Source organism: Luteitalea sp. TBR-22 (assembly GCF_016865485.1).
Lineage (GTDB): Bacteria > Acidobacteriota > Vicinamibacteria > Vicinamibacterales > Vicinamibacteraceae > Luteitalea.
The window spans coordinates 3,394,400-3,420,586 of record NZ_AP024452.1; the positions used below are offsets into that span (position 1 = coordinate 3,394,400).

The window sequence follows — 26,187 nt, forward strand, 5'->3', positions numbered from 1 at the left end:
CATGATCGCGGATCGGGGATCGCGGATCGGGGGCCGGGACCAACAGGACCGCCGACCTGAAGGTCGGCGGCCACGACCTTCAGGTGCGTAGGCGTCGACCTTCAGGTCGACGCACCGTCTACAATTCGCGATCCACCGGAATCTTCGCGTCGTACTGCTCCTGTCGATACGGCACGAAGCCGACGCGCTGGTAGTTGCGGACCGCGGCCGGGTGGTCGAGCGAACAGGTGTGGAGCCACACGCGCTCCGGCTGGCTGGCCCACGCCTCGCGTGCCGCGACCGTCAACAGGGCCGGGCCGAGACGCTGGCCGATGAACTCGGGGAGCAGGCCGAAGTAGCAGATCTCGACCTCGTGCGCGGTCCGGTGCAACTCGAAGTAGCCCGCCGGCGTGCCCGCCACCGTCAGCAGCCAGATCTCGATCCCGCCCGACGCGAGATGCTCGGCAACGCGCGCGTCACTCCAGTCCCACCGGTCGATCCAGTGCCACGGACGTCCGACCTCGCGGTACAGGTATCGGTACAGCGAGCCCGGCACGACATCGAGGCGGCGCACCACGGCATCCACGTCCGGGAACGCGAACGGCACGACCTGGCTCGCCGCGCGCATCTCGAGGAACGTGCGGGTCGCCGGACGGTGCAGCAGGCGCGACGACGGGCGGGCCGGCCGCTGGCTCTCGAACGTCGTCCGCCACCGCCGCCCGTCCTGCAGCACAGGCTGCATGGCCGAGGCGTCGCCAGCGAGCATGTCCGGGGTCGGCAACGCGGCGCGCAAGGCGTCGAGCGCCTGGCCGACGTACGTGGCGTTGGTGGCCAGGATGTCCAGCCACAGCGCCGGCGCACTGCCGGCCAGTCGCGTGGTGTCCACCAGCCCCGGGCCGGCGAACTGCAGGCCGTCGCTGGTGACGGCCCTGCCGGTGACGGCCATGAGCGTGCTGCTCACGACCTGCGGCAGGTGGCTCACGTACGCCATCACGTGGTCGTGCTCGTCGGCGCCCATCACGACCGGGCGCGCGCCGATGCCCACGACCAGTTGCGTCAGTCGCGCCAGCGCCTCGCCCACCGCACCGGGTCCGAGGGGACTCTCGGCGTCGGGCGTGAGGATCCACGGGCGACCGAGGAAGAGTCCGGCGTCGGCGTGCGCGAAGCCGCTGTGCGTGCTGCCCGACATCGGATGCCCGCCGAGGAAGCACACGCCGGCGTGCGTCCGGGCGTGCCGCACCATCGCGCCCTTCGTGCTGCCGAGATCGGTGACGACGGTCGGCGCAGCCACGTACGGGGCGAAGGCGTCGAGCAGGCGCAGGTTCTCCAGCACCGGTGCGCCCAGCACCACGAGATCGGCCTCGGCCGCCGCGGCCGGTGACGACACGAGCGTGAAGTGCGCCTTCACGCGTGGGTCGGCCGCCGGGTCGAGCACGGTGATCGCCACCTCCGGCCACACGGCGCGGATGGCCAGTCCGAGCGACCCGCCGACCAGCCCGCAGCCGACGAGCAGGACGCGGTCGAAGGGCGCCGGATCGCTCACTGGCCCCAACCGCGACGCGCCACCGGCTCCTGGCAGATGCTGCGGCCGATCGCCGGGGCGATGATGCGCAGTTCGGCCATCAGCCGCTCGAACTGCCCGGGGAACATCGACTGCGCGCCGTCGCTGAGCGCGTTGTCGGGGTCGCAGTGGACCTCGATCAGCAACCCGTCGGCGCCCGCGGCGACCGCGGCGCGCGCCATCGGCGCGACCTTGTCGCGCCGGCCCGTGCCGTGGCTCGGGTCCACGAAGATCGGCAGGTGACTGAGCTTCTTCACGACGGGGATCGCCGAGATGTCCAGCGTGTTGCGCGTGTAGCTCTCGAAGGTGCGGATGCCCCGCTCGCAGAGGATCACGTCCATGTTGCCGCCGGCCAGCACGTATTCGGCCGACAGCAGCCACTCCTCGATCGTCGCCGAGATCCCGCGCTTGAGGAGCACCGGTCGTCGCACCTTGCCGAGTTCCCGCAGCAGCGTGAAGTTCTGCATGTTGCGGGCGCCGACCTGGTAGATGTCGACGTACTTGCCCATCACCTCGATCTGGCTGACGTCCATCACCTCGGACACCAGCTTGAGCCCGTGCTCGTCGGCGCCGGCGCGAAGCAGCTTCAGCCCCTCCTCGCCGAGCCCCTGGAAGCTGTATGGCGAACTCCGCGGCTTGAACGCGCCGCCACGCAGCACCTTGGCGCCGGCGCGCCGCACCGCCGCCGCCGTCGTCATGACCTGTTGTTCGTTCTCCGCCGAGCACGGCCCGGCCATCACGATCACCTCGTCGCCGCCGATGCGCAGGTCGCCGACGGTGACCACCGTGTCCTCGTTCTTGAACGTGCGGCTGGCCAGCTTGTAGGGCTCGGTGATGCGCATCACCTCCTGCACGCCGTCGAGCACCTCGAGCAGCCGCGGATCGTGCTTGCCCTGGCCGCCGACCGCGCCGATCACGGTGCGCAGCGACCCGGTGGATCGATGCACGTCGAACCCCATCTGGACCAGTTGCGCGACAACGCGCTGGATCTGGTCCTCGCTCGCGCGTTCCTCCATCACCACGACCATGTCAGTACTCGCTTTCAGGAACCACAATGGACGGCCCTGGTCATCGGGCCGTCGGCCTTCGTATCGCTTCGGCGTTCCACATGCCGCGTTCGGCGTTCGGCGTTCAGTGTCCGGCGTCAGCCGTCACTCCCGCTTCCCTTCGTCCTGCGCTTGCGCGGTGACGCGCTCGAGGCGCCTGGCCTCGTCGATGATGCGCTCGAAGAGCCGCATCACGGCGTCGCCGTCGAGGGGCCCCGGGTTCACGCGCCGCACGTGGTCCAGCACGTCCTTCTCGCGGCCCGGCTGGTAGATCGCCATGCCGATGCGCCGCTTGATCTCGCCGATCTCCAGCGCGCACGCAGCACGCTCGTTCAACAGCCCGACGATCTGCTCGTCGAGCGCGTCGATCCGATCGCGCAGCGCGCGCATGCGCCAGTCGGGGTCGGTCATGGCCGTGCCTCCCGTCCGGTGAGCCAGCGCACGAACCCGCGGACCTCGTCGGCCAGTTGCGGCGACTGGCCGTGCCTGGCGACCTGCGCCACCAGGGCGCTGCCGACGACGGCCGCGTCGGCGTACCTGCCGACGTCGCGGATGTGCTCGGGCCTCGACAGGCCGAAGCCCAGCGCGATCGGCAGCGTCGAGTCCTGCCGCAGGCGCTCGACCAACTGCCGCGCGTCGTCGGCCACCTGCTCGCGCACGCCGGTCACGCCCAGCCGCGAGATGGCGTAGAGGAAGCCCTTGCCGAGCGCATCGGCCTTGCGCACGCGCTCGGCGGTGGTCGTCGGCGAGAGCAGGAAGATGGGCGCGAGCCCGTGAGCGACGAGCACGTCTCGCGTCGGGCCGGCCTCCTCGAGCGGCAGATCGAGCAGCAGCACGCCGTCGACGCCGACCTCGGCGGCACGGGCGGCGAAGGCCTCGATGCCGAAGCGGACGACGGGATTGGCGTAGCTGAAGAGCACGAGCGGCGCCTCGACGTCCTTGCGCAGGTCGCCGACCAGGTCGAGCACCCCGCGCAGCGTCGCGCCGGCCCGCAACGCCCGCTCCGACGCGCGCTGGATCTCGGGGCCGTCGGCCAGCGGGTCGGAGAACGGCACGCCGATCTCGATCACGTCCGCGCCGCCCTCGTCGATCGCCCTGATGACCTCGCCGGATCGCTCCAGCGTGGGGTCGCCGCCCGAGACGAAGGCGACAAGCCCGGTGCGTCGATCGGTCTTCATCCGCGCGAAGGCCTGTTCGATCCGCGTGCTCATGCCTGATCTCCGAGCAGGTGCTGGATGCTCTGCACGTCCTTGTCGCCGCGTCCGGAAAGGTTGACCACGACGATCCCCTCGGGGCCGACCTCGTGCGCCACCTGCTCGACGGCGGCAATCGCGTGCGCCGACTCCAGCGCCGGCAGGATGCCCTCGAGTTGGCCGAGCCGCTGGAAGGCGGCCAGCGCCTCCGGATCGGTGGCGTAGCGGTACTCGGCGCGCTTCTTCTGCAGCAGGTCGGCGTGCTCAGGGCCGACCGCGGCGTAGTCGAGGCCTGCCGACACCGAATGGGTCAGCGAGATGTTGCCGGCCTCGTCCTGCAGCACCCACGTGCGCGTGCCTTGCAGCACGCCCGGCACGCCGCCGGCGAAACGCGCCGCATGGCGTCCCGCCACGATCCCTTCCCCGCCGGCCTCGACGCCGATCAGGCGCACCGACGGATCGGCCACGAACGCGTCGAACAGGCCCATCGCGTTGCTGCCGCCGCCGACGCAGGCGAGGGCGGCATCGGGCAGTCGTCCGTAGGTCGCCAGGCACTGCGCCCGCGCCTCCTCGCCGATCACCGACTGGAACTCGCGCACCATCAGCGGGTACGGGTGCGGGCCGAGCGCCGACCCGAGCAGGTAGTACGTGTCGCGCACGGTGGCGACCCAGTCACGCATCGCCTCGTTGATCGCATCCTTCAGCGTCCGCGCGCCGGAGTCGACGCCCCGGACCTCGGCGCCGAGCATCCGCATCCGGAACACGTTCAGCGCCTGGCGGGCCATGTCGTCGACGCCCATGTACACGACGCATTGCAGCCCGAGCAGCGCGCACACGGTCGCCGTGGCCACCCCGTGCTGCCCCGCGCCGGTCTCGGCCACGATGCGCGTCTTGCCCATGCGGCGCGCCAGCAGCGCCTGCCCGAGGGCGTTGTTGATCTTGTGGGCACCGGTGTGCGCGAGGTCTTCCCGCTTGAGCAGGATCGTCGCGCCGCCACAGGCCTCCGTCAGGCGCCGTGCCTCGTACAGTGGCGTCGGCCGCCCCACGAACTGCCGCAGGAGGTGCTCGAACTCGGCGATGAACGCCTCGTCGCGACGCACCGCCAGGTACGCCTCCTCGAGCGCCTGAATCGGCGCCACGAGCGTCTCGGGCACGAACCGCCCGCCGAACTCGCCGAAGTACCCGCGGGCATCGGGGTCGCGACGGCCGAACACCGGTCGTCCCCCTTGTTGCTGCCCTGTCGTCATCATCGCGTCCATTCCATTCACCTTGCCTCGCGCACGGCCTGCACGAATGCCCTCACCTTGCCCGGATCCTTCACGCCCGGCGCCTGCTCCACGCCCGACGCCACATCCACGCCCCACGGGCGCACCATCCGCACCGCATCACCGACGTTGTCGGGCGTCAGGCCGCCCGCCAGCACCAGGCGGCGCGTCGCCGCGATCGCCCTGGCCGCCTCCCAGTCCACCGTGCGTCCCGTGCCGCCGATCGTGACCGGGTCGTGCGCGTCCACGAGGATGGCGGCACGTGCCTGCTGCCACGGGCTGTCGGCGTAGGCCTCGACGGGCATCGCCTTGAGGACCGGCCGCGGGAACCTCGCCCAGTCCAATGGGGTCTCCTGCCCGTGCAGTTGCACCGCCGACAGGCCCACCGCGTCGGCGATGCTGCGCACCTGATCGGGCGTCTCGTCGACGAACACGCCGACCGTCGCCACCAGCGGCGGCACCACCCGGGTGATCGCCCGGGCCCGCTCGACGTCGACGGCGCGCCTGCTGCCCGGCCAGAAGATCAGCCCGATCGCGTCGGCGCCCGCGTCCAGCGCCAGGAGCGCGTCGTCGACCGACGTGATCCCGCAGATCTTGATGCGGGTCACCGCGAGGCCTCCAGCGCGGCGGTCGCCTCCGCGAGGACCCGCGCCAGGCCGGCGCCGGGGTCGGCCTCGGTCATGAAGCGCTCGCCGATGAGGAACGCCCCGTAGCCCGCGTCGCTCAAGGCCGCCAGGTCCGCCCCGGAACGCAGGCCGCTCTCCGCGACGCGCACGGTGGCCGACGCGATGAGGGGCGCCACCCGGTATGACGTGTCCAGCGACACCGCCAGCGTCTTCAGGTTGCGGTTGTTCACCCCGACGACCGCCGCGCCGGCGTCGATGGCGCGGCGCGCCTCGTCCTCGTCGTGCACTTCGGTGAGCACGTCGAGGCCGACTTGCGCCGCGTAGCCGAGCAGCCGCTGCAACGCCGCCTGCTCGAGCGCCGCGACGATCAGCAGCACCGCCGACGCGCCAGCCACGGAGGCCTCGGCGATCTGGTACTCGTCGACGACGAAGTCCTTGCGCAGCAGCGGCAGCGCGGGGTGGGCAGCGTGAACCGCCTCGAGGTGATCGAGCTGGCCGTCGAAGAAGCCCGGTTCGGTGAGCACGGAGATGGCCGCCGCGCCCGCGCGCCCGTAGCTGCCGGCAATCGCCACGGGGTCGTAGTCGTGGCGCAGCACCCCCCTGGACGGCGACCGCCGCTTGCATTCGGCGATCACGCGGATGCCCGGCGCCTGCAGCGCGCGCGTGAACGCGCCGTTCGTCCCGGACGGGCCCCCTGACGGGTCACTTGCCGGACGCGGGGTCGCGGCGCGATCGATGAGCACGCGTTCCAGGTCGGCGAGGCTCCGGCGCTCCCGCGCCACCTCCACGCGACGACGCGCGGCGGCGACGATGGTGTCGAGCACGGACGGGGTGGCGGGCATCGTCATGCCGTGGCCTCGACGGAGGCCTGCGAGACCTCGACAAGCCGCCGCAACGTGGCGGCCGCCCGGCCGTCGTCGATCGCGGCCGCGGCGGCGGCGACGCCTTCGGCCACGGCGGGCACGCGGCCGGCGATGAACAGGCCGGCGCCGGCATTGAGGAGGACGATGTCGCGGACCGGTCCGGGTTCGCCGGCGAGCACGCGACGCGCGACGTCGGCGTTGTAGGCCGCGTCGCCGCCCTTCAGGTCGGCGAGCGTGGCCTTGGCCAGCCCGAACGCGCCGGGGTGCACGAAGAACGTGCGCAGCAGCCCGCCGCGGCACTCCGACACCTTCGTGTAGCCGGTCGTCGACAGCTCGTCGAGGCCGTCGGCCGCGTGCACCACCCACACGTGCGTCGAGCCGAGCAGGCCGAGCGCCCGCGCGACCAGTTCGGTGAGCTCGGGCCGGGGCACACCGACGAGCTGCCGGGTGGTGCCCGCAGGGTTGGTGAGCGGCCCGAGCAGGTTGAAGGCGGTGCGCACGCCCAGTTCGCGCCGCACCGGCGCGGCGTGCTTCATGGACGGGTGGAAGGTCGGCGCGAACAGGAACGCGATGCCCACTTCGTCGAGGCAGCGCGCCACCACGGCCGGCGTGGCGGCGACGTTGACGCCGAGCGCCTCGAAGACGTCGGCGCTGCCGCTGCGACTCGACACCGAGCGGTTGCCGTGCTTGGCAACGCGCACGCCGGATGCGGCGAGCACGACGGCCGCCATCGACGAGACGTTCACCGTGCCCGCGTTGTCGCCGCCGGTCCCGCAGGTGTCGAACACGTCGGCGAAGGCCTGCGGCAGGGGAACGGCCGCGGCGCGCATCGCCCGTGCGAGCCCGACCAGTTCCTCGGGACGCTCGCCCTTGGATCGCAGCGCCATCAGGAAACCGGCGACCTGCGCCGCCGTGGCCTCGCCGCGCATGATGGCGGCCATCGCGGCGGCGGCCTCGTCGGTGGTGAGCGGCACGTGCCGCTGCAGTTTCTCGAGCAGGGGCGCGAACATCACAGCTCCAGGAAGTTGCGCAGGAGGTGGTGTCCCGGACCGGTGAGCACCGACTCCGGGTGGAACTGCACGCCGTGCATCGGGTACTCGCGATGGCGCAGGCCCATCACGATGCCGTCGCCCATCGTCCGCGCGGTCACCTCGAGGGACTCGGGCAGGCCGACCGGTGAGACCACGAGGCTGTGGTAGCGCGCCGCGGTGAACCCCTGCGGGATGTCGCGGAACACGCCCTTGCCGTCGTGCTCGACGTCGGACGTCTTGCCGTGCATCAGCACCGGGGCGTTCACCACCTGGCCGCCGAAAGCGTAGCCCATCGCCTGATGCCCGAGGCACACGCCGAGAATCGGCACGTGGGGGCCGAAGGTACGCAGCACGTCGACCGACACGCCGGCGTGCTCAGGACGGCCCGGCCCCGGCGAGATGACGATGTGCGAGGGCTCGAGCGCGCGAATCTCGTCCAGCGTGATCCGGTCGTTGCGGTGCACGGCCACCTCGGCGCCCAGTTCCCCGAAGTACTGCGCGAGGTTGTAGGTGAACGAGTCGTAGTTGTCGATCAGCAGGACCATGGCTACCCGGCGTGGCGCCCGAGCGACTGGGCGAGTTCGAGCGCACCGAGCACGGCACGCGCCTTGTTCAGGGTTTCTTCGTACTCGGCGGCCGGGTGGCTGTCGGCCACGATGCCGGCGCCGGCCTGCACGAAGGCGAGGCCATCGCGCATCCAGACGGTCCGGATGGCGATGCAGCAATCGAGGTTGCCGGCGAAGTCGAGGTAGCCGACCGCGCCCGCGTACACGCCGCGCGGCCGCCCCTCGAGTTCCGCGATGATCTCCATCGCCCGGATCTTCGGGGCGCCCGACACGGTGCCGGCCGGGAAGCACGACACCAGCGCGTCGAGCCGGTCGGCGTCGTCGGCCAGCGTGCCGACCACGCGCGACACCAGGTGCATGACGTGCGAGTAGCGCTCGAGCGTCATGAACTGCGGCACCCGCACCGAGCCGTACTGGCAGACGCGCCCGAGGTCGTTGCGCCCGAGGTCGACCAGCATCACGTGCTCGGCACGTTCCTTCTCGTCGCGCTTCAGCTCCTCACCGAGGCGCAGGTCCTCCTCGTGGGTGCGGCCGCGCGGACGCGTTCCGGCGATCGGGTGCGTCTCGGCCTGCCCGGCCTCGACGCGCACCAGCATCTCGGGCGACGAACCGACGATGGAGAGGTCGCCGACGCGCATGAAGTACATGTACGGCGAGGGGTTCACGTGGCGCAGCGCGCGGTACACCGTGAAGGGGTCGGCGTCGAGCTGCACGTCGAACCGTTGCGACAGCACCACCTGGTAGATGTCGCCCTTCTTGATGTAGGCCTGCGCGGTGCGGACGGCCTGCTCGAAGTCCTCGCGCCTGGTCAGCGGCGTGACCACCGGCGGCGCCGGCGCCGCCTCGCCCCCGGCGATCGGCTGCGCGTGGGCCTGCTCGAGCTCGCGTTGCAGGAAGTCGAGCCGGGCGTTGGCGAACTGGTACAGCGAGGCCAGGTCGTCGCTGGGCGCGATGCGCGCATTGGCGATGAGCAGGATGCGGTGCTTCACGTGGTCGAACGCGAGCACCGTGTCGAAGAGCATGAAGGCCGCCTCGTCGCGCGGATCCTGCGCGGCCCGGTAGGCCTGCCACGTCTCCTGCAGCTTGGGCTCGAACCACGGCGCTGCGTCGTAGCCGAAGAACCCGACGGCGCCGCCGGTGAAGCGCGGCAGGCCCGGCACGAAGGGCGACCGGTACTCCGCCATGATGCGCCGCAGCGCCGAGACGAACGTCTCGTCGAGGGCCGACACCTGCCCCCCCTGCTCCATCACGGCCTTGCCGTCGCGGGCCCGCAGGACCAGGAACGGGTCCTTGCCGAGGAACGAGTAGCGCGCCACCTGCTCGCCGCCCTCGACGCTCTCGAACAGGAACGCGTAATCGGAGTGTTCCGCAACGCGCAGGAACGCCGAAACGGGCGTGAGCAGGTCGGCCAGCAGCTCGCGGCACACCGGCACGAAGGTGCCGCGGCCGGCGAGATCGACGAATTCCTCGAACGTGGTCTGGGTCATCGCGGACATGGGGTCTCCGGCACGAGGGCCAGCTGGGGGGCCTCGGCATGGATGGCGGCGCGCATGGCGTCGAGCGGCGGGGCGACGCCGAACCAGGTGGCCACCTGCACGCCCGCCTGGCCAATCAGCATCTCGAGCCCGCCGAGGGTGTCGCACCCCGCAGCCGCCGCCTCGCGCAGCAGCCGGGTGCGCCCCGGGTTGTAGACGAGGTCGTACACGAGGCCACCGCTCGTCAGGCGGTCGGCGTCGATGGGCGTGGCGTCGCTGGCGCCGTCGTGCGACGCGGTGCCGACCGGCGTCGTGTTGACCAGCACGTCCCAGGTGCCGGGCTCGGGACTGGCCTGGCCGGCGCGGGCGCCGAGCGCCACGAGCTGCTCGGCCTGCTCGCGGCGACGCGCATGCACCGTGGGCGCCGCCCCGGCGTCGACCAGGCCGGCGACGACGGCCCGGGCGGCGCCGCCGGCGCCGAGCACCGCGACCCGCAGGCCCGACAGGACCCGGCCGGTGCGCGCGAGCCGGTCGCGCAACGGCTGGAGGAAGCCCTCGACGTCGGTGTTGCGCGCGGCCCAGCCGCCCTCCACGCGGGTCAGCGTGTTGGCGGCGCCGAGGCGCGTCGCCAGCTCGTCGGCGCGGACGGCCGCCGCCAGCGCATCGAGCTTGAACGGCGCGGTGACGCTGAGGCCGCGGACGTCGAGCGCCTCGGCCATCGTGAGCAGGTCGCCGATGTCCTGCGCCTCGAAGGGGACGTACACGCCATCGACGCCGAGCGCGCGAAGCGCCGCGTTGTGCAGCGTCGGCGACCAGGAGTGGCTGATGGGCCGCCCCGCGACGCCGAACACCTGCGTGGTCGGTCCCTGCTGCCCGACGCGGTAGCGCGCGCGCATCACCTCCGGACGCACCTGCCCCGGCGCAACGGCCGCTCCGCCGTACGTCCAGTGCGATCCCAACCGGGAGGGCAGCAGGCGCGACGGCAGGCCCACCGGGCCCATCGCGATGAGCACCAGCGGCACGTCGCCAGCGGCCGGAGCCGCCGCGCGGAATGCGAGCTGGTCGGTGAGGCGGGTCGGCGTGACCGCCAGCTTCACGACGCCCGGCCGGCGCGCCGCCATCGCCGAGACCAGAGCGGCCAGGTCGGCCGGCATCCCCTTGAAGTCGTGTCGCGACAGGATCACCCGCCCCGGGAACGCCGCGATGAAGTCGTCGGCAAAGGGCGCGTCCCACTCGACGTCCACGTAGGCCGCGCCGTGCGTCAGCGCCTCGCGCAGGCGCGCCTCGCGCGCCGACTCCTCGCCCTCGAATCGCCCGCCTTCGCGGACCGGCCGGAACGTCACCACGGCCCGGCTCGCGGCCTCCCCCATCACCTCGGCCACCGGCAACGGCGGCAACCGGTCGAGCCTGAGCTCCACCAGGTCGGCAACGCGCAGCGCCTCGGCCCGCGCGGCGGGCAGGGCGTCGACGCTCAGGTCGGCCAGGGTGGAGACGAGGGTGGTCGGCATACGTGAAGTCTCGGGACTCAGGGTTCAGGGCTCAGAAAGCATGCTGACGGGCATCTGTGTGTTCTCTGAGCCTCGAGCCGGGGATCTTTCGTCGTGAAAAACAAAAAGCGCCCGTTCGGCGGAGGCCGAAGGGGCGCCAGGTTCCGGTCGTGACGGTGCTGGTCGATACGCGGCTAGACGGCCGCCCCCTCGGCTCTGGAGCCAGACCACCACCAATACCGCGCCGAAAACGGCACGCGGCTGGAGGCCGGCTGCGAGACGAAGGAGGTGGCGGCGATGACCCGCATGTGAGAGGCACCGTACCAGAGTCGTCCGAACTGCGTCAACGTGCGTCCAACGTTATGACGCGCGCCACTGGTTCGCTTGACCCCCTCTCCCCCGCGTGTCATAACGGCCGAACCTTGCTCTTCCCTGCTTCCTCGCCATCTCGCCTGCGCCGCAGCGTCCTCCTGGTCGCACTGGCCGTCCTGCTGTGCGTCGCGCCCGTGCCGGCGCGCCTGGCAACGTTCCCGGTGAGCGAGATCAGGCGCGGCCAGGTGGCCGAAGGCCTCACCCGGATGGAGGGCGGCGAGCAGGTCCGGTTCAAGGCCCACGTCCTCGGCGTGCTCGACGGCGTCGTCGGTCCCCGGCGGCAGGTGATTCTCGCCAGGCTCGAGGGCGCAGGTCTCGAGAACACCGGCGTGATCGCCGGGATGAGCGGCAGCCCGGTGTACATCGACGGCCGGCTCGTCGGCGCCGTCGCGTACTCGATGGGTCAGTTCCCGAAGGCGCCGATCGCCGGCATCACGCCGATCGCCGAGATGCAGGACGCGACGTCGATGCCAGCGGCGGGCCTGCGTGCCGTCGCCGCCTGGCCGCTCGACACCACGCTCACGCCCGAGGCGTTGCGCGAGGCGTTCCTGGCATCCCTGCCGGGGCGCGACGGCATCGCCGTTCCGGCCAGTGCACTGCGCAACCTCGGCGTCGAGTCGACGAGTTCGCCGCTGTTGCGGCCGATTTCCACGCCCCTGTCGATGAGCGGCTTTGCCCCGGGCATCGGCCGATGGTTGGCCGACACGCTCGGCGAGGCCGGGTTCGCTCCGGTCTCGGCCGGCGCAGGCGCGTCCGCGGGCGGGGCGGCCGTGGCTGACGGCGGCCCGCTGCAGCCCGGCGACGCGGTGGGCGTGAGCCTGGTGCGGGGCGACCTGTCGCTCGGCGCGACCGGCACCGTGACCAGCGTCGAGGGCACGCGGGTCCTGGCGTTCGGCCACCCGTTCTTCAACCTCGGGCCGGCGCAGTTGCCGATGACCCGCGCGCAGGTCGTCGCGGTGGTGCCGAGCCTGCTGAACTCCATCAAGCTGGCGCAGCTGGGTGACGTGGTCGGCGTGATGGATCAGGACCGGGCGACCGCGATCGGCGGCACGCTGGGCGTCACGCCCCGGACGATCCCGCTCACCGTCTCGCTGCGCGCCAATGGCAGCGCGGCGCGCACCTTCGCCTTCGAGGTGTCCGAGGACCAGCTCTTCTCACCGCTCATCGTCTACGCCGCGGTGGCCAACGTGCTGCAGTCGTACCAGCGCGAGATCGGCGCCTCGACGGTGCGCCTCGCCGGCTCGGCGCAGGTCGGGGCCAGCGTGCTGCGCCTCGACAACGTGTTCGGCGGCGACGGCGCCGTCGCGACGGCCGCCGCGTCGGTGGCCGCCCCGCTGGCCGCCGTCCTGCGCAGCGACCTCGGCACCCCGCGCCTCGGGCCGATCGCGCTGACCCTCGACACCGAGGAGCGGCAGCGCTCGACCCGCCTCGACCGCGCCTGGATCGCCGAGCCCCGCCCGCGCGCCGGCGACACGATCACGCTGCGCGCCGAGACGCGCAACTTCCGCAGCACGCCGCAGCTGCACACGCTGTCCATCGCGCTTCCCCCGGGCGCCACCGGGACGCTGCAGCTGCAGATCATCGACGGGTCCACGCTCGCGCAGCTCGAGGGACGGCGACGCACGGTCGAACAGGCGCGCTCGGTCGACGAGCTGGTCGGCCTGCTGAACCAGCAGCGTCGCGGCGACCGCTGGTACGTGCGGCTCGTGCGTCCCGCCGCCGGCTCGGTCGTCAACGGCCGCGACCTGCCCGCCCTTCCCGGCAGCGTGCTGCAGGTGCTCGGCGCGACCCCCGGCGTGGTCGCCACCTCGCTCGACCAGGACGTGCTCGGCGAATGGGAGATTCCCGCCGACGCGGTCGCCACCGGGCAGCGCACGATCGCCATCACGCCCCTCGTTCCGTAATCATTCCATGACCCTTCCGTCCCGATCGTCGCTCGCGACGGCCGCGCTCGCGGCCCTCGCCTCGCTGCCCCTGTCGGCCGCCGGCCCCTCACGCTGGGAGGTGACCAGCGTCGAGCACTGGATGGCCGGCCGCGGCGAGCAGGTCGCCGTGACGCGCGACGGGCGACTGGCGCTCGGACCCGCGTCGCGCGTGCTCCACGAAGCCCCCGTTCCGACGCTGTGGACGGCGGTGACCGCTCCCGACGGCACGGCCTACGTCGGCACCGGCAACGAGGGCCAGGTGCTCGCCCTCGCCGGCGACACGACCCGCGTGTTCTGGGACGGCGAGGAACTCCAGGTCCACGCCCTGGCCTGGCACGGCGACGCACTGCTGGCCGGCACCTCGCCCGACGGGAAGGTGTACCGCATCGCGCGCGACGGCACTGCCAGGGTGTTCTTCGACCCCGAGGAAACCTACGTCTGGGCGATCGCCGTCGATCGAGAGCAGCAGGTCTACGTGGCCACCGGCGGCAAGGGGCGCGTGTACCGGCTGCCGAAGGCCGGCGGCACGCCCACGAAGATCTTCGAGAGCGCCGCGGCCAACGTCACCGCGCTCCACGTCACCGACGCCGGCGACGTGTTCGTCGGCACCGACAGCCCCGGGCGCCTCTATCGAATCCCGCCGGGCGGCAGGCCATTCGCGCTGCTCGACGGCCCCTACACGCAGGTGCAGGCAATCCGCGCCGATGCGAAGGGGACCGTGTGGGTGCTGGCCGTCTCACCGGGCGCCACGCCCGCCGCGAGCACGCCCGCGCCGGCCACTTCCTCGTCCACCACATCCGCGCAGGTCTCCACCGAGGTGACGGTCGTTGCCGTCGGCGACTCGACGACGGTCAGCGCCACCCCGGCGACCACGGCCACGCCTGCGGCAGGCGCGGGCGGTTCCGGCAAGGGCGCCATCTACCGAGTCGGCGCCGACGGCCTCGTCGACACGTACTGGGAGGCGACCGGCGAACTGCCGTTCGACCTGCTGCCGACCGACACGGGTCGGCTGCTGGTGGCTGCCGACAACGGCGTCGTGTACGCGGTCGACGGCGAGCCGGCACGCACCGCACGCCTGGCGCAGGTCCAGGCCCGGCAACTGACGCGGATCATCCCGCGCGGCGATCGATACCTGCTCACGGCCTCGAACCCGGGCAAGCTGGTGGAACTGGCGGCGACGCCCGCCGCCACGGGCCAGTACACCTCGGAGGTGAAGGACGCCACCACCGGCGCCGCGTGGGGCGTGCTCCGCTGGGACGGCGAGCAGCCCACCGGCAGCAGCGCGCGTTTCGCCACGCGCAGCGGCAACACGTCGACTCCCGACGACACCTGGGCCGACTGGGTCCCGGTGCGCGACGACCAGGGCGTGCTGCGCATCGCCAGCCCCGCCGCACGCTACCTGCAGTGGCGCGTCGACCTGACGGGCGCGGCCGCCCTCGACCAGGTGACGCTCACCTACCTGCCGCGCAACCAGCGCCCGCGCGTCACCACGTTGACCCTCCACCCGGCGGGCGTCGTGTTCCAACAGCCCTACGGCACGCAGGAGCCGCCGGACCTCGCCGGCTTCCAGTCGACGACGCCTGCGCCGGCGCGCGACCAGGCCATCGCCGCGGCGACGCCGACCAGCACCGCCGCGGCGGTCGGCCGCCGCCTGTTCCAGAAAGGCTTCCAGACGTTCCAGTGGGACGCCAGTGATCCCGACAAGGACGACCTCCGCTTCCAGGTGCTGGTTCGCCGCGTCGGCACCGACACCTGGCGCACGCTCGCCAGGGATCTCGTCGGCAACGTCTACACGTGGGACACGTCGCAGTTGCCCGATGCGCGATACCTCGTGCGCATCGTCGCCACCGATGGGCGTGCCAATCCGACCGGGACGGCACTCACGGGCGAGAAGGAAGGCGGCCCGATCACGGTCGACAACACGCCGCCCGTGATCCACGTCCGCCAGGTGCCCACCGACAAGCCGGCCGCAGGACAGCCCGCGCCGACCCGCCTTGCCTTCGAGGTGATCGACAGCGCGTCCACGCTCGACCGCGTGGACGTGCTCCTGGCCAACGGGCAGTGGCGCCCGGTCTTCCCTGACGATGGCGTGATGGATGGCCTGCGGGAGACGTTCACCGTGCCGCTGGCCGACCTCGGCGACGGCCCGGTGGTGGTACGCGCCACCGACAGCCTCACCAACCTCGCGACGCTCGAAATCGCGCCGAAGCGGTAGGAAGGGCCGACCAGGCCCCGCCCGCTACGTGGAGATGTCGGTCGGCAGCCGGCGCGACGATTGCGGCTTGACCATCGGCGGCCGCACGGTGGTGTGACTCACCAGCCACACCAGGCTCACGGCAACGGGACTGCCAGCGCGACTGGCCGGCTGGAAGCGCGCCGAGTCCTCGAGCGACTGGACCAGTTGATGGCTGTCGGAGCCCTCGAGCAGCGTCGTCTGCTCGATGCGCCCCTCGCGAGTCACCACTGCCGAAATCGCGACCTCGACCTCCTCGTCGTCGGCCGACGAAAGGTCATTGGCCAGCATCAGCGGCATGATGGCGTCGGGCGACACACGAGGCGCCTCCATCCCCGGCGCGAGCGGCAGCGGCTCGAGTTCGGTGCCGGGCAGCGCCATCATCGTGAACATGGCGCGGAGCGAGTCGGACCGCTCGGCGGCGGGCGCGAACAACACCAGGGCGGCCGCGACACCGGCGCAGACCACCACCGCGGCCGTCGCGCTCAACCCGGCCCAGACCAGGTGCATGTCGTCGAAGGCCTCGCGCAGGCGCACCGGCCAGGACTGCTCCTGCTCGGCGAGCACGCGACTCACCACGGCGCCGGCCAGTCCCCGCCGGATCGGCTCGTCGCCAATCGTGGCCGAGGCCTGCGCCGCGCGGCCGCGCAGCATCTGCCCGAGGTCGTCGAGATCCTCCAGGACCCGCCGGCAGGCTTCGCACTCCCGCAGGTGCTGGCCGACGTCGATGTCCTCGGTGACCGACAGTTCCCCGTCCCTGTACGCCGACAGGTGCTCGACGATGTCGTGACACGCTGTGGTGGTCATGACTGCTGCAACTCCGCACGCAGCAACTGGCGCGCCCGCGCCAGCCGCGACTTGACGGTGCCGACGGCGACGTTCAGCGAGAAGCCGATCTCCTCGTAGCTGAGGCCGTCGATCTCCCGGAGCACGAGGGCCGTGCGCTGGTCGAACGGCAGTTCACGCAGCGCCTGCCACACGCGCTCGGCCTGTTCCTTCTGGCGCAACAACCGCTCGGGGCCACATTCATCGGCCGGCGACGCCAGGTCGCCATGCGCCGAGACGTGGACATCAAGGGGGACCTGCGCCGACTGGTAGCGCCGACGCCACCAGCGTTGTCGGTTGCGGGCCTGGTTGACGACGATGCGGTAGATCCAGGTGCGGAGGGCAGACTGTCCACGGAAGCGATCGAGCATCCGGAAGACGGTGAGGAAGACGTCCTGCGACAGATCGAGGGCTTCTTCCTTGTCGCCCAGGAGGTGATAGGCGAGCTGGAACACCATGCGCTGGTGGGTCTCCACCAGCTCGGTGCAGGCCAGTTCGTCGCCCGCCAGGCAACGCGACACCAGCGCGGCCTCGGCGTCACTGACACCGGCCCAGTCGAGTGTGACGGGCTTCATCGACGCTTCCCCTGCCACCCTGCAGTCACCTCCTGAGCGTACCGATGTCTGGTTGGACACCGCAACTCACCTTTTGTTCCGGGGCGGCTGCCGGACAAGGTCGGGCGCCGTCTCCGGGGGAGCGCAGGGTCGGGCGCGGTCCCCTTTCGACTCCGCTCAGGGCACGCAACCGCGCCGTCAGCCGACGGCGGGGTGAGGACACCCGGCTACCTCGAGCGTCAGGCGTCACTTCACCCGCCTCGGGTCGATGCGGTCGCGCAGGCCGTCGCCGAGGAAATTGAAGCCCAGGACGAGCAGGGCGATGGCCATGCCCGGAAAGATCGTCAGGTGCGGCGCGTCGAGGAGGTGCCCCCGGCCGGCATCGAGCATGGCGCCCCAGCTCGGCGTCGGCGGCTGGACACCAAGGCCGAGAAAGCTCAGTGACGCCTCGGCCACGATGGCGCCCGCCATGCCGAGGGTGGCCTGCACCAGCACCGCAGGGTACGCCGAGGGCAGCACGTGCCTGGCCAACACCCAGGCGGCCGAGGCCCCGAGGCTGCGCGCCGCCTGCACGTACTCGAACTCGCGTGCCTTGAGCACCTGGCCCCGCACCAGCCGCGCGTAGCCGACCCAGCCGATGGCGGCCAGGGCCAGCACCACGTTGCGGAGGCTGGGCCCGAGCGCGGCCACCAGGGCAATCGCGAGCAGGATGCCCGGGAAAGCCATCAGCACGTCGATGACCCGGCCGATCAGCGTGTCGACCCAGCCCCCGGCATAGCCGGCGACCCCACCGACAAGCAAGCCGATCGCGGCCGACACCGACACCACCGAGACGCCGACCAGCAGCGAGATGCGCGCGCCCGCGACCAGCCGCGCCAGGATGTCGCGCCCCAGTTCGTCGAGCCCGAACGGATGCGCCAGCGAGGGACCGGCCAGGCGGAGGGCCAGCTCCTGCGTCCGCGGATCGGAGGCCACCAGCCACGGGCCGGCCACCGCCACGAGCACCGTCGCCACCACGAGCACGAGGCCGATGCGCAGGTTCATTCGTACCGGATCCGGGGATCGGCCACGCCGTAGGCCAGGTCGGTGAGCAGGTTGACGGCCACGTACGTGACCGCGATGAGCAGGATGCACCCCTGCACCATCGGGTAGTCGCGGAACTGGATCGACTGAATCAGCAGCCGTCCGAGCCCGGGCCACGCGAAGATCGTCTCGGTGATGATGGTGCCCGTCAGCACGGCGCCGAACTGCAGGCCGATGATCGTGATGATCGGGATGAGGCCGTTGCGCAGCGCGTGGCGCAGGACCGTGCGGGTACGCGACAGGCCGCGGGCCCGCGCCGCCCGCACGTAGAGCTCCTTGAGCTCCTCGACCAGGCTGGCCCGTGTCATGCGCGCCAGGATGGCCGCGAGCGCGAGGCCGAGCGTGAGCGCCGGCAGCACGAGGTACTCGGGCGGCACACGCGGCACCGAGCCGATCAGCATCTCGCTCGACGGTCCGCGCCCGGAGATCGGCAGCCACCCGAGGGTGACGCCGAACAACAACGCGAGCAACGGCCCGAGCCAGAAGTTCGGCATCGACACCCCCACCAGCGCCAGGGCCATCGCGGCACTGTCTACCCAGGTGTGGGCGCGCACGGCCGCGAGGATGCCGAGCGGCAACGCCACCACCAGCGCCACGGCCATCGCGGTGACCGCCAGCAGGACCGTCGCCCCGAGCTTCTCGGAGAGTTCGGTGGTGACCGGCCGGCCCGTGCGCAGCGACTGCCCGAGTCGCCCTCGGACGGCATCGGAGAGGAAGCGCCCGTACTGCACCGGCAGCGGGTCGTCGAGCCCGAGCTTGCCGCGCAGCGCCGCGACGTCGGCCGGCGTGGCCGCCTCGCCGAGCATCGAGACCGCCGGGTCGCCCGGCACCAGGTGAATCAACGCAAACACCATCGTCGCCACCCCGAGGAGCACGGGGATGGTGAGAAGGAGCCGACGCACGAGGAAACGCAGCATGGGTCGGCGCCTATGGTAGTCGAGGCCCCTCGTCCGGCTCGTCGAGGCGCAGCCGGCGCACCAGCTTGGAGAGCCCCTGCCTGGTGAGGCCGAGGTCGCGGGCGGCCAGCGACGGACGGCCGCCGGCCCGCGAGAGCGCGTCGCGGACGTAGGTGGCCTCGAAGGCGCGGCGCGCCGCGTCGAGTCCGGCGCGGGTGACGTAGGGCGTGGAGGCGTCGGTGCGGCGCAACTCCGGCGGCAGGTCGTCCACGCCGACGCGCCCGCGCGACGGCACGCGGACCGCGAGTGCCGCCAGGGTGTTCTGCAGTTGCCGGACGTTGCCGGGCCAGTCGTGCTGCGCGAGGGCGTCGAGCACCGGCCCCTCGAGCCGGGCCCGGCTGCCGACGCGCGCGGCGCAGTCGCGCCAGAAGTGCCGGGCCAGCGCCGGGATGTCCTCGCGGCGCTCGCGCAGGGCCGGCATGCGCACCCGCACCACGTCGAGGCGGTAGAACAGGTCGGCCCGGAACGTGCCGCGCCGGACCGCCTCTTCCAGCGACACGTTGGTCGCCGCGATCACCCGCACGTCGACCCGGTGTGCCGTGTTCTCGCCGACGCGCCGCACTTCCCCGTCCTGCAACACGCGCAACAGCTTGGCCTGCGCGCGGGCGCCCAATTCGCCCACTTCGTCGAGGAAGAGGGTGCCGCCGTCGGCCTCGTCGAACAGACCCGTGCGATCGGCGGCAGCGCCGGTGAAGGCACCGCGCACATGGCCGAAGAGCTCGGACTCGATCAGGTCGTCGGGCAGCGCGGCGCAGTTGATGGCGGCGCAGCGCCGCTGGCGACGAGGCCCGAGCGCGTGGATGGCCCGGGCGGCCAGTTCCTTGCCACAGCCGCTCTCCCCCCGAATCAACACCGGGAACGGGGCGCGAGCCGCGAGGGCGATCTGCGCGCGCACGTCCCGCATCACGACGCTCTCGCCCACCAGCGTGTCGGCCAGCGGCGAGTTGGCCGCCGACGACGGCCCCGACGTCGGCACGCGCGAGGAGGCGAGCCGCGCGAAGACCGGCAGCAGCTCCGACCGCGCCACCGCCTCGTCGCGCGTCGGCCAGGTGCCGCAGACATGGACGTACAGGTCGTCGCGGGCCTGGTGCCGCCCCGATGCGTGCCAGCCGCTTGTCGAGGCCAGGCCATCCAGGCCGTCCTCGAGGCAGAGACGGCGCCAGGCGTGCACGGCCTCGGGCGACGGCTCATCGGTGGCCAGCACGCGGACCTCGGTGCCGCGCACTGCGAGGATGCCGGCGCGCCTGGCGCCGGTGTGCCGTCGCACCGCGCGGCAGGTCACCACGAGGGCGTCTTCGTCGCGCCGCACCTCCTCGAGGGCAGCCGTGACATCGAGCAGTTCGAGATGAGTCATGCGGATTGGTCCTTCCCTCGACGGTCGACACCAGAGGAACGACGGCGCGGCGGGCCCGCGGCCCCTCGCCCGCCACGCCCGGCGGACGAGCCGACCGTGCGCGGAGGCCGCCGGCGCGGTTGCGGCGACGATCGGCAGCGCCTCCGCATCGCCGACGACCGGCGTGAACCCCGTCGTGGCCATCGCCGCGACTCGCCCGCCCTGCGCGACCCAGGAGGCCAGGGCGACCGGCACCTCCTCCTGGCCGGCTGTGACCGCCACGCACAGGGGCGGCCACGCCCGGGCGCTGCGCGCATCGAGCCAACGGAGCAGCGCGACGTGGACCGGCACCCAGCCGGCGCGCCGGGCCGCGGCCGCCACCCCGCACCAGCCCGCGGCGTCTCCGGCGTGCGTGACACCGATGCTGTCGGGCGCGGGGTCGGCCAGGTCCGGCACTGCCATCGTGAGATCCGCCGCCACCCCGCTCGAGGCGATCACGCGGTGCGTGCGCCAGCGTCCCAGCCAGTCCTGGCAGGCCCACTGGTCGAGGATCGAACTCGTGCCGGTCGGCGCCGAGACGATGCCGGGCACGGTGTCGATCCGTACGGACCACCCCGTGGCCAGGTCGCGCAGGCCCCCCGGCCCGGACAGCAGCCGCCCGCCCCGGATCGACGTCACGTCCATGCCGCTCACGGGTGGACACAGGAGCAAGCCACTCGCCACGCGCGGCTGCGGCGATTCCGCAGCAATTGCGGCGATCGCGCCGCCCGCCCTGCGGAATCTGCGAGGCCGGGCCGCAGCGGGCGGCGCAGGAACTACCACCGCGACGCTGCCCGGCCCGGCCGCCGTGTAGAATCGCGGGTTGATGCTTCGCTTTCTCACCGCCGGTGAATCACACGGGCAGGCTCTCGTTGCGATGGTGGAAGGTCTGCCCGCCGGCCTTCCGATCGACCAGGAGGCGCTCGCCCGCGAGCTCCGACGCCGGCAGCTCGGCTACGGGCGCGGCCGCCGCATGCAGATCGAGACCGATACCGCAGAGATCCTCAGCGGCGTGCGCAAGGGCCAGACCCTCGGCAGTCCGGTGGCGATGCTGATCCGCAATCGCGACTGGAAGAACTGGCAGCAGACGATGCATGTCGGGCCGGAGGCGCCGGCCGACGCGACGGGTGCCAGGCGCGCCCCGGTCACCCGGCCGCGGCCCGGCCACGCCGATCTCGCCGGCGCGCTGAAGTACGACCGCGACGACATGCGCGACATCCTCGAGCGGGCCAGCGCGCGCGAAACCGCGGCGCGCGTCGCGGCCGGTTCGCTGGCCCGGCAGCTGCTGTCGGCGCTCGACATCCGCATCGTGAGTCACGTGTTCACGCTCGGGGCGGTGTCGGCCGGCGACCCGTTGGCCTGCACGTTCGAGCAGATCGCCGCGATCGACGACGAGGCGCCGCTGCACTGCGTGGACGAGGGGGTGCAGCAGCAGATGATCGAGGCCATCGATGCCGCACGCGCCGCGGGCGACACGCTCGGCGGGGCCTTCGAAGTCGTCGTGCGCGGCCTTCCCGCCGGACTCGGCTCGTACGTGCAGTGGGACCGCAAGCTCGATGGCCGGCTCGCCCAGGCGGTCATGTCGATCCCGGCGATCAAGGCCGTCGGCATCGGCAAGGGCGTCGGCGTCGCCTCGATCCCGGGCTCGCAGGTGCACGACGAGATCCTCCTGCCTGCCGAGGGTGCGCCGTCCCGTCCCATCGGCGTCGCTCGCCCGACCAACCGCGCCGGCGGCCTCGAAGGCGGCGTCACCAACGGCGAGGACCTCCGCATCAGCGGCTACATGAAGCCGATCTCCACGCTGATGAAGCCCCTCCGCTCGGTCGACCTGCAGACGATGCAGGAGTCGCCGGCGGCGATCGAGCGCAGCGACGTGTGTGCGGTGCCGGCGGCGGCCGTCGTCGCCGAGGCGATGGTCGCCTTCGTCCTTGCCGACGCCGTAATCGAGCGGTACGGCGCCGACACGCTCGACGACATCCGCGCCCAGATGCAGCGCGTCGATGCGCGGGTGGCGCAGCGGTTCTCGGGCGCGCCGACCGAAGCCTGACGCATGCGCCGGCCGATCCTGCGGTACGGGGACCCGGTCCTCCACCAGAAGGCCGCGCCCGTCGAGTCGATCACGCCGGCGATCGACACGCTGATCGCCGACATGCGCGAGACGCTGCGCGCCGCGGCGGGCGTCGGCCTGGCCGCGCCGCAGGTCGGCGAGTCGGTGCGTCTCTGCCTGATCGACCTGTCGGCGGGCTCGCGCGCCGACCAGCTGCTCGTGCTCATCAACCCCGAGATCCTCGAACGCGATGGCCTGCAGTTGAAGGAAGAAGGCTGCCTCAGCCTGCCGGGCATCGAAGCCACCGTGCCTCGCCCCTTGCGCATGGTCGTCAGGGCGATGGATGCCGACGGTGACGTGCGCGAGATCCGCGCCGAAGGACTCCTCGCGCGCGCCCTGCAGCACGAGATCGATCACCTCGACGGCGTGTTGTTCCTCGATCGCCTCCGGCCGGTCTACCGGTGGGCGATCATCCGCCGCATCAAGCGCCTGCGTCGTGCGGGCAAGTGGTGAGCACGACGGTTCCCGACATGCCCCTCCGCATCGCCTTCTTCGGCACCCCGGCCTTTGCCGTGCCGACGCTCGACGCCCTGCTCGCCTCCTCGCACGAGGTGGTCGGGGTGGTCACGCAGCCCGATCGTCCGCGCGGCCGCGGGCAGCAGGTCAGCGACGCGCCGGTCAAGGAGCGCGCCGTCGTCGCGGGCGTCCCGATCCTGCAGCCCACCAGGCTGAAGGATCCCGTGTTCCTCGACGCGTTCCGCGCCTGGAACGCCGACCTCGGCGTGGTCGCGGCGTACGGCCGCCTGCTGCCCCAGGTGCTGCTCGACATCCCGCCGCGCGGGCTCCTCAACGTGCACGCCTCGCTGTTGCCGGCGTGGCGTGGCGCCTCGCCCATCCAGCGTGCCGTCCTCAACGGCGATGCGGTGAGCGGCGTCACCATCATGCGCGTGGTGCTCGCCCTCGATGCCGGGGCGATGCTCGCGCGGGTCGAGGTGCCCGTCAGTCCCGACGACACGAGCGGCTCGCTCGAGGCGAGGCTCGCGGTCGCCGGGGCGTCGCTCCTGCGCGACGTGGTGGATCGCATCGGCCGCGGCGAGTCCGTGGAGGAGGTGCCGCAAGACGACGCGGCCGCGACGCTGGCGCCGCGCCTCGAGAAGCAGGAGGGGCTCATCGACTGGACGCGGTCGGCGTGGAGCCTGGACTGCCACGTGCGTGGCATGCAGCCGTGGCCGTCGGCCTTCACGTACGTCGACGGGCAGCGCCTCGTGGTGCGCGAGGCCAGGGCCGACGACACGCCCGCGGGTGACGTGCCGCCCGGCGGCCTCGTGCGGGTCGACGGCGATGCGGCGCTGCTGGCCTGCGGCGACGGGCGCTGCCTGCGGGTCAGCCGCGTGCAACCCGAGGGGAAGCGGGCGATGACGACGCGGGAGTGGCTGCAGGGGCGACGCGCGGCCGAGCCCCTGCGCGCCGGGATGGCGCCGTGATTGCGCCCGCGAGGCGCGCCGCCACCGACGTGCTCGTTGCCGTCGAGGCCGGTCGGATCGACCTGCCGTCGGCGTTGGCGCAGGCGCACGCCGGGCTTGCCGACGCGCGCGACCGGGCGCTGCTCACGGAGCTGGCCTCTGGCGTCGAACGCTGGCGCCTCGCGCTCGATTTCGCCATCCACGCCCTCACCAACCGGCAGCCGGCCTCGCTCGATCCGGAGGTGCGCGCGACGCTGCGGCTCGGGCTCTTCCAGTTGCAGCACGCGACCCGAACCCCGCCATCGGCCGTCGTCAACGACGCGGTCGAGATCGTCAAGCGCGGGCCCACGCGCAGCGCCTCCGGCATGGTGAACGCCGTGCTGCGCCGCGTGGTGCGCGATGGGTTCCCGCGGCTGCCCGACGCGCCACGGGTGCCGGTCGGCGACCCGCGCTGGCGCGAGCAGGCGCTCGCCTACCTGGCCATCACCGGATCGCACCCGCGCTGGCTGGTCGAGCGGTGGGTCGACAGGCACGGCTACGACGCGGCCGAGGCCTGGATCCGCCACGACAACACGTCGGCCGACGTCACCGTCTGGCCGATGCCCGGCCGCGGCGTCCTGCCGGAAGACCTGCACGGGCAGCCGACGCGCTTCGTGCCCGGCGGCCTGGTGCTCGACGCCGGCAAGGACGCGCTGCCGCTGCTGCGCGAGGCCAGGGCCTACGCTCAGGACGAGGCCTCCGCGGCCGTCGGGCTGGTGGCCGCCACCGTGGCGCGGGGCCGTGTGCTCGACGCCTGCGCGTCGCCAGGCGGCAAGAGCCTGGTCATGCACGGCCGGCTGCCCGCGGGCAGCCGCCTGATGGCCAACGACTTGCGCGCCCGGCGTGTGACGCTCCTGGCGCAGACGCTGGCGCGGATCCCGGGCGCTGCCATCCCGGTGCTACGCAGCGACGCGGCGCGCCTGCCGTTCTCGGCAAGCCTCGATGCCGTCCTGGTGGATGCGCCCTGCTCCGGCCTCGGCACGCTCCGTCGCGAGCCCGACGTCCGCTGGCGGCGCGGCCCCGGTGACCTGCCAGCGCTGGTGGCCACGCAGCGCGCCCTCATCGAGGAAGGTCTGCGGGCCCTGGCCCCCGGCGGCCGGCTGATCTACGCCACGTGCTCGAGCGAGCCCGAGGAGAACGAATCGCTGGTAGCCGACGTGCTGGTGGCCCACCCCGAGTTGACGCGCATCGACCTGCGCACGGCAGCGCTGCCCGCCTCGATGGCGCCGCTGCTGACCGACGAGGGTGCCCTGCGCACCTGGCCGCACGCGCACGGCCTCGACGCCTTCTACGCCGTGGTCCTGCAGAAGCCTTGACCATGCGGTAGCCGTCGCGCTCGCGCGACGGTCTCTGACCTGGGCTGGCCATGACTGACCGTCGCCCAAGGGCGACGGCTACGACCAACGGCCGACTGCCCACTGCCCACTGCCGACTGCCGACTGCCGACTGCCGACTGCCCACTGCCGACTGCCGACTAGAATGGTGTGCTGATGGAATCGGGTCGAGGGTTCACCGGACGGGTCTGGGGCGCGGGCAAGTTGCTCGTGCTGCTGGCCTTGCTCGGGCTGACGTACGCCGTCTCGTTCGGCATGGCGATGCGGCTCGCGCTGCGGACGCGCGACGTGCGCGTGCCCGACCTGCGTGGGCGCACCGTCAACCAGGCCAGTTCCTCGCTCACCGAACTCGGCCTGCCGCTCAAGGTCGAAGAGTCGCGGCGCTCCGACCCGAAGGTACCGGCAGGCCTCATCCTCGCGCAGGATCCCGTGTCGGGCAGCACCGCTCGTCGCCCGCGCAGCGTGAAGGTGTGGTTGAGTGCCGGGCCGACCGTGAGCCGCGTGCCCGCCGTGACCGGCCTCACTGAGCGCACCGCGCAGCTGCGCCTCGAGAGTGAGGGGGTCGGCATCCGGGGTCTCGCCGCCATCCGCTCCTCGGCCTTCCCCGCCGGCATCGTCGTGTCGCAGAACCCGGCGCCCGGCGCCGCGGCCGACACCGTGTCGTTGCTGGTCAACCGCGGCGAGCGGGGTGCCACCTACGTCATGCCCGACCTGATCGGCGTCAACGCCCAGCGGGCCGCGGAAGTGCTGCGGGTGCGGGGCTTCCGCGTGGCGCTGGTGGCCGAGCAGCCCTACCCCGGCGTTCCCCCCGGCATCGTCCTGCGACAGTCGCCGCTCGGCGGCTTCCAGATTGCGCCCGGCGACGCCATTTCCCTGGAGGTCAGCCGGTGAG

General features: G+C 72.5%; 23 protein-coding genes. 7 read left to right on the forward strand and 16 right to left on the reverse strand.

Annotated features, from left to right (window positions below):
* Window positions 1-118: 118 nt before the first annotated feature.
* From TBR22_RS14040 to TBR22_RS14090, 11 genes are all read right to left on the reverse strand, one after another.
* The gene (locus TBR22_RS14040) at window positions 119-1,522 is read right to left on the reverse strand and encodes a prephenate dehydrogenase/arogenate dehydrogenase family protein (RefSeq protein ID WP_239488468.1); all 1,404 of its coding nucleotides are present in this window, start codon (window positions 1,520-1,522) and stop codon (window positions 119-121) included.
* Window positions 1,519-2,568 (reverse strand): 3-deoxy-7-phosphoheptulonate synthase, encoded by a 1,050-nt coding sequence (aroF, locus tag TBR22_RS14045; protein ID WP_239488469.1) that lies wholly within the window; start codon window positions 2,566-2,568, stop codon window positions 1,519-1,521. Before aroF ends, TBR22_RS14040 begins: the two co-directional genes overlap by 4 nt.
* 123 nt (window positions 2,569-2,691) lie before the next feature.
* Window positions 2,692-2,997: a chorismate mutase gene (pheA, locus tag TBR22_RS14050; protein WP_239488470.1), complete on the reverse strand. Its 306-nt coding sequence runs from the start codon at window positions 2,995-2,997 to the stop codon at window positions 2,692-2,694.
* Window positions 2,994-3,797: a tryptophan synthase subunit alpha gene (gene trpA, locus TBR22_RS14055; RefSeq protein WP_239488471.1), complete on the reverse strand. Its 804-nt coding sequence runs from the start codon at window positions 3,795-3,797 to the stop codon at window positions 2,994-2,996. Before trpA ends, pheA begins: the two co-directional genes overlap by 4 nt.
* Window positions 3,794-5,029, reverse strand: a complete 1,236-nt coding sequence (gene trpB, locus TBR22_RS14060) for a tryptophan synthase subunit beta (protein ID WP_239488472.1) — start codon at window positions 5,027-5,029, stop codon at window positions 3,794-3,796. Before trpB ends, trpA begins: the two co-directional genes overlap by 4 nt.
* 14 nt (window positions 5,030-5,043) lie before the next feature.
* Window positions 5,044-5,652, reverse strand: a complete 609-nt coding sequence (locus TBR22_RS14065) for a phosphoribosylanthranilate isomerase (RefSeq protein ID WP_239488473.1) — start codon at window positions 5,650-5,652, stop codon at window positions 5,044-5,046.
* Window positions 5,649-6,518, reverse strand: a complete 870-nt coding sequence (gene trpC / locus TBR22_RS14070) for an indole-3-glycerol phosphate synthase TrpC (protein ID WP_239488474.1) — start codon at window positions 6,516-6,518, stop codon at window positions 5,649-5,651. The genes TBR22_RS14065 and trpC overlap by 4 nt, the downstream gene beginning before the upstream one ends.
* Window positions 6,515-7,543, reverse strand: coding sequence for an anthranilate phosphoribosyltransferase (trpD, locus tag TBR22_RS14075; protein WP_239488475.1), 1,029 nt, complete (start codon window positions 7,541-7,543; stop codon window positions 6,515-6,517). The genes trpC and trpD overlap by 4 nt, the downstream gene beginning before the upstream one ends.
* Window positions 7,543-8,109 (reverse strand): aminodeoxychorismate/anthranilate synthase component II, encoded by a 567-nt coding sequence (locus TBR22_RS14080; protein ID WP_239488476.1) that lies wholly within the window; start codon window positions 8,107-8,109, stop codon window positions 7,543-7,545. Before TBR22_RS14080 ends, trpD begins: the two co-directional genes overlap by 1 nt.
* Before the next feature lie 2 nt (window positions 8,110-8,111).
* Entirely contained in the window at window positions 8,112-9,626 is a 1,515-nt protein-coding gene (gene trpE, locus TBR22_RS14085; RefSeq protein ID WP_239488477.1) for an anthranilate synthase component I, read from the reverse strand.
* The gene (locus TBR22_RS14090; protein WP_239488478.1) at window positions 9,614-11,113 is read right to left on the reverse strand and encodes a type I 3-dehydroquinate dehydratase; all 1,500 of its coding nucleotides are present in this window, start codon (window positions 11,111-11,113) and stop codon (window positions 9,614-9,616) included. The genes trpE and TBR22_RS14090 overlap by 13 nt, the downstream gene beginning before the upstream one ends.
* Window positions 11,114-11,514: 401 nt before the next feature.
* Between TBR22_RS14090 and TBR22_RS14095 the strand changes: the two genes are divergently transcribed.
* Window positions 11,515-13,368 carry a SpoIVB peptidase S55 domain-containing protein gene (locus TBR22_RS14095; RefSeq protein WP_239488479.1) on the forward strand — a complete coding sequence of 618 codons (1,854 nt, stop codon included), beginning with the start codon at window positions 11,515-11,517 and terminating at the stop codon, window positions 13,366-13,368.
* A gap of 7 nt (window positions 13,369-13,375) precedes the next feature.
* A complete protein-coding gene (locus TBR22_RS14100) occupies window positions 13,376-15,604 on the forward strand; it encodes a hypothetical protein (protein WP_239488480.1) in 2,229 nt (742 codons plus the stop codon).
* Between the two features lie 24 nt (window positions 15,605-15,628).
* Here the strand turns inward: TBR22_RS14100 and TBR22_RS14105 are convergent, their stop codons facing one another.
* The 5 genes from TBR22_RS14105 to TBR22_RS14125 form a co-directional block, all read right to left on the reverse strand.
* Window positions 15,629-16,429 carry a zf-HC2 domain-containing protein gene (locus TBR22_RS14105; RefSeq protein ID WP_239488481.1) on the reverse strand — a complete coding sequence of 267 codons (801 nt, stop codon included), beginning with the start codon at window positions 16,427-16,429 and terminating at the stop codon, window positions 15,629-15,631.
* Window positions 16,426-17,022 (reverse strand): RNA polymerase sigma factor, encoded by a 597-nt coding sequence (locus TBR22_RS14110; RefSeq protein WP_239488482.1) that lies wholly within the window; start codon window positions 17,020-17,022, stop codon window positions 16,426-16,428. The genes TBR22_RS14105 and TBR22_RS14110 overlap by 4 nt, the downstream gene beginning before the upstream one ends.
* A 225-nt stretch (window positions 17,023-17,247) precedes the next feature.
* Window positions 17,248-18,045 carry an ABC transporter permease gene (locus tag TBR22_RS14115; protein ID WP_239488483.1) on the reverse strand — a complete coding sequence of 266 codons (798 nt, stop codon included), beginning with the start codon at window positions 18,043-18,045 and terminating at the stop codon, window positions 17,248-17,250.
* Window positions 18,042-19,001: an ABC transporter permease gene (locus TBR22_RS14120; RefSeq protein WP_239488484.1), complete on the reverse strand. Its 960-nt coding sequence runs from the start codon at window positions 18,999-19,001 to the stop codon at window positions 18,042-18,044. Before TBR22_RS14120 ends, TBR22_RS14115 begins: the two co-directional genes overlap by 4 nt.
* 10 nt (window positions 19,002-19,011) lie before the next feature.
* Complete coding sequence (locus TBR22_RS14125) at window positions 19,012-21,057, reverse strand: sigma-54-dependent Fis family transcriptional regulator (RefSeq protein WP_239493495.1); 2,046 nt, start codon at window positions 21,055-21,057, stop codon at window positions 19,012-19,014.
* 181 nt (window positions 21,058-21,238) lie between these two features.
* Between TBR22_RS14125 and aroC the strand changes: the two genes are divergently transcribed.
* The 5 genes from aroC to TBR22_RS14150 all read left to right on the forward strand — a co-directional run bounded on the left by aroC (window position 21,239) and on the right by TBR22_RS14150 (window position 26,186).
* Window positions 21,239-22,459: a chorismate synthase gene (aroC, locus tag TBR22_RS14130; protein WP_239488485.1), complete on the forward strand. Its 1,221-nt coding sequence runs from the start codon at window positions 21,239-21,241 to the stop codon at window positions 22,457-22,459.
* 3 nt (window positions 22,460-22,462) lie between these two features.
* Window positions 22,463-22,972: a peptide deformylase gene (gene def / locus TBR22_RS14135; RefSeq protein WP_239488486.1), complete on the forward strand. Its 510-nt coding sequence runs from the start codon at window positions 22,463-22,465 to the stop codon at window positions 22,970-22,972.
* Window positions 22,969-23,943 carry a methionyl-tRNA formyltransferase gene (fmt, locus tag TBR22_RS14140; RefSeq protein ID WP_239488487.1) on the forward strand — a complete coding sequence of 325 codons (975 nt, stop codon included), beginning with the start codon at window positions 22,969-22,971 and terminating at the stop codon, window positions 23,941-23,943. The genes def and fmt overlap by 4 nt, the downstream gene beginning before the upstream one ends.
* The gene (locus TBR22_RS14145; protein WP_239488488.1) at window positions 23,940-25,277 is read left to right on the forward strand and encodes an RsmB/NOP family class I SAM-dependent RNA methyltransferase; all 1,338 of its coding nucleotides are present in this window, start codon (window positions 23,940-23,942) and stop codon (window positions 25,275-25,277) included. The genes fmt and TBR22_RS14145 overlap by 4 nt, the downstream gene beginning before the upstream one ends.
* A 174-nt stretch (window positions 25,278-25,451) precedes the next feature.
* Entirely contained in the window at window positions 25,452-26,186 is a 735-nt protein-coding gene (locus TBR22_RS14150) for a PASTA domain-containing protein (RefSeq protein WP_239488489.1), read from the forward strand.
* The last annotated feature ends 1 nt before the right edge of the window (window position 26,187 follow it).

Bases quoted from the DNA above. Each gene is read 5' to 3' on its own strand.
- aroF (WP_239488469.1), bottom strand. From the start codon at position 2,568: ATGGTCGTGGTGATGGAGGAACGCGCGAGCGAGGACCAGATCCAGCGC.
- pheA (WP_239488470.1), bottom strand. From the start codon at position 2,997: ATGACCGACCCCGACTGGCGCATGCGCGCGCTGCGCGATCGGATCGAC.
- trpA (WP_239488471.1), bottom strand. From the start codon at position 3,797: ATGAGCACGCGGATCGAACAGGCCTTCGCGCGGATGAAGACCGATCGA.
- trpB (WP_239488472.1), bottom strand. From the start codon at position 5,029: ATGATGACGACAGGGCAGCAACAAGGGGGACGACCGGTGTTCGGCCGT.
- trpC (WP_239488474.1), bottom strand. From the start codon at position 6,518: ATGACGATGCCCGCCACCCCGTCCGTGCTCGACACCATCGTCGCCGCC.
- trpD (WP_239488475.1), bottom strand. From the start codon at position 7,543: ATGTTCGCGCCCCTGCTCGAGAAACTGCAGCGGCACGTGCCGCTCACC.
- TBR22_RS14080 (WP_239488476.1), bottom strand. From the start codon at position 8,109: ATGGTCCTGCTGATCGACAACTACGACTCGTTCACCTACAACCTCGCG.
- trpE (WP_239488477.1), bottom strand. From the start codon at position 9,626: ATGTCCGCGATGACCCAGACCACGTTCGAGGAATTCGTCGATCTCGCC.
- TBR22_RS14090 (WP_239488478.1), bottom strand. From the start codon at position 11,113: ATGCCGACCACCCTCGTCTCCACCCTGGCCGACCTGAGCGTCGACGCC.
- TBR22_RS14100 (WP_239488480.1), top strand. From the start codon at position 13,376: ATGACCCTTCCGTCCCGATCGTCGCTCGCGACGGCCGCGCTCGCGGCC.
- TBR22_RS14105 (WP_239488481.1), bottom strand. From the start codon at position 16,429: ATGACCACCACAGCGTGTCACGACATCGTCGAGCACCTGTCGGCGTAC.
- TBR22_RS14110 (WP_239488482.1), bottom strand. From the start codon at position 17,022: ATGAAGCCCGTCACACTCGACTGGGCCGGTGTCAGTGACGCCGAGGCC.
- TBR22_RS14115 (WP_239488483.1), bottom strand. From the start codon at position 18,045: ATGAACCTGCGCATCGGCCTCGTGCTCGTGGTGGCGACGGTGCTCGTG.
- TBR22_RS14120 (WP_239488484.1), bottom strand. From the start codon at position 19,001: ATGCTGCGTTTCCTCGTGCGTCGGCTCCTTCTCACCATCCCCGTGCTC.
- TBR22_RS14125 (WP_239493495.1), bottom strand. From the start codon at position 21,057: ATGGACGTGACGTCGATCCGGGGCGGGCGGCTGCTGTCCGGGCCGGGG.
- aroC (WP_239488485.1), top strand. From the start codon at position 21,239: ATGCTTCGCTTTCTCACCGCCGGTGAATCACACGGGCAGGCTCTCGTT.
- def (WP_239488486.1), top strand. From the start codon at position 22,463: ATGCGCCGGCCGATCCTGCGGTACGGGGACCCGGTCCTCCACCAGAAG.
- TBR22_RS14150 (WP_239488489.1), top strand. From the start codon at position 25,452: ATGGAATCGGGTCGAGGGTTCACCGGACGGGTCTGGGGCGCGGGCAAG.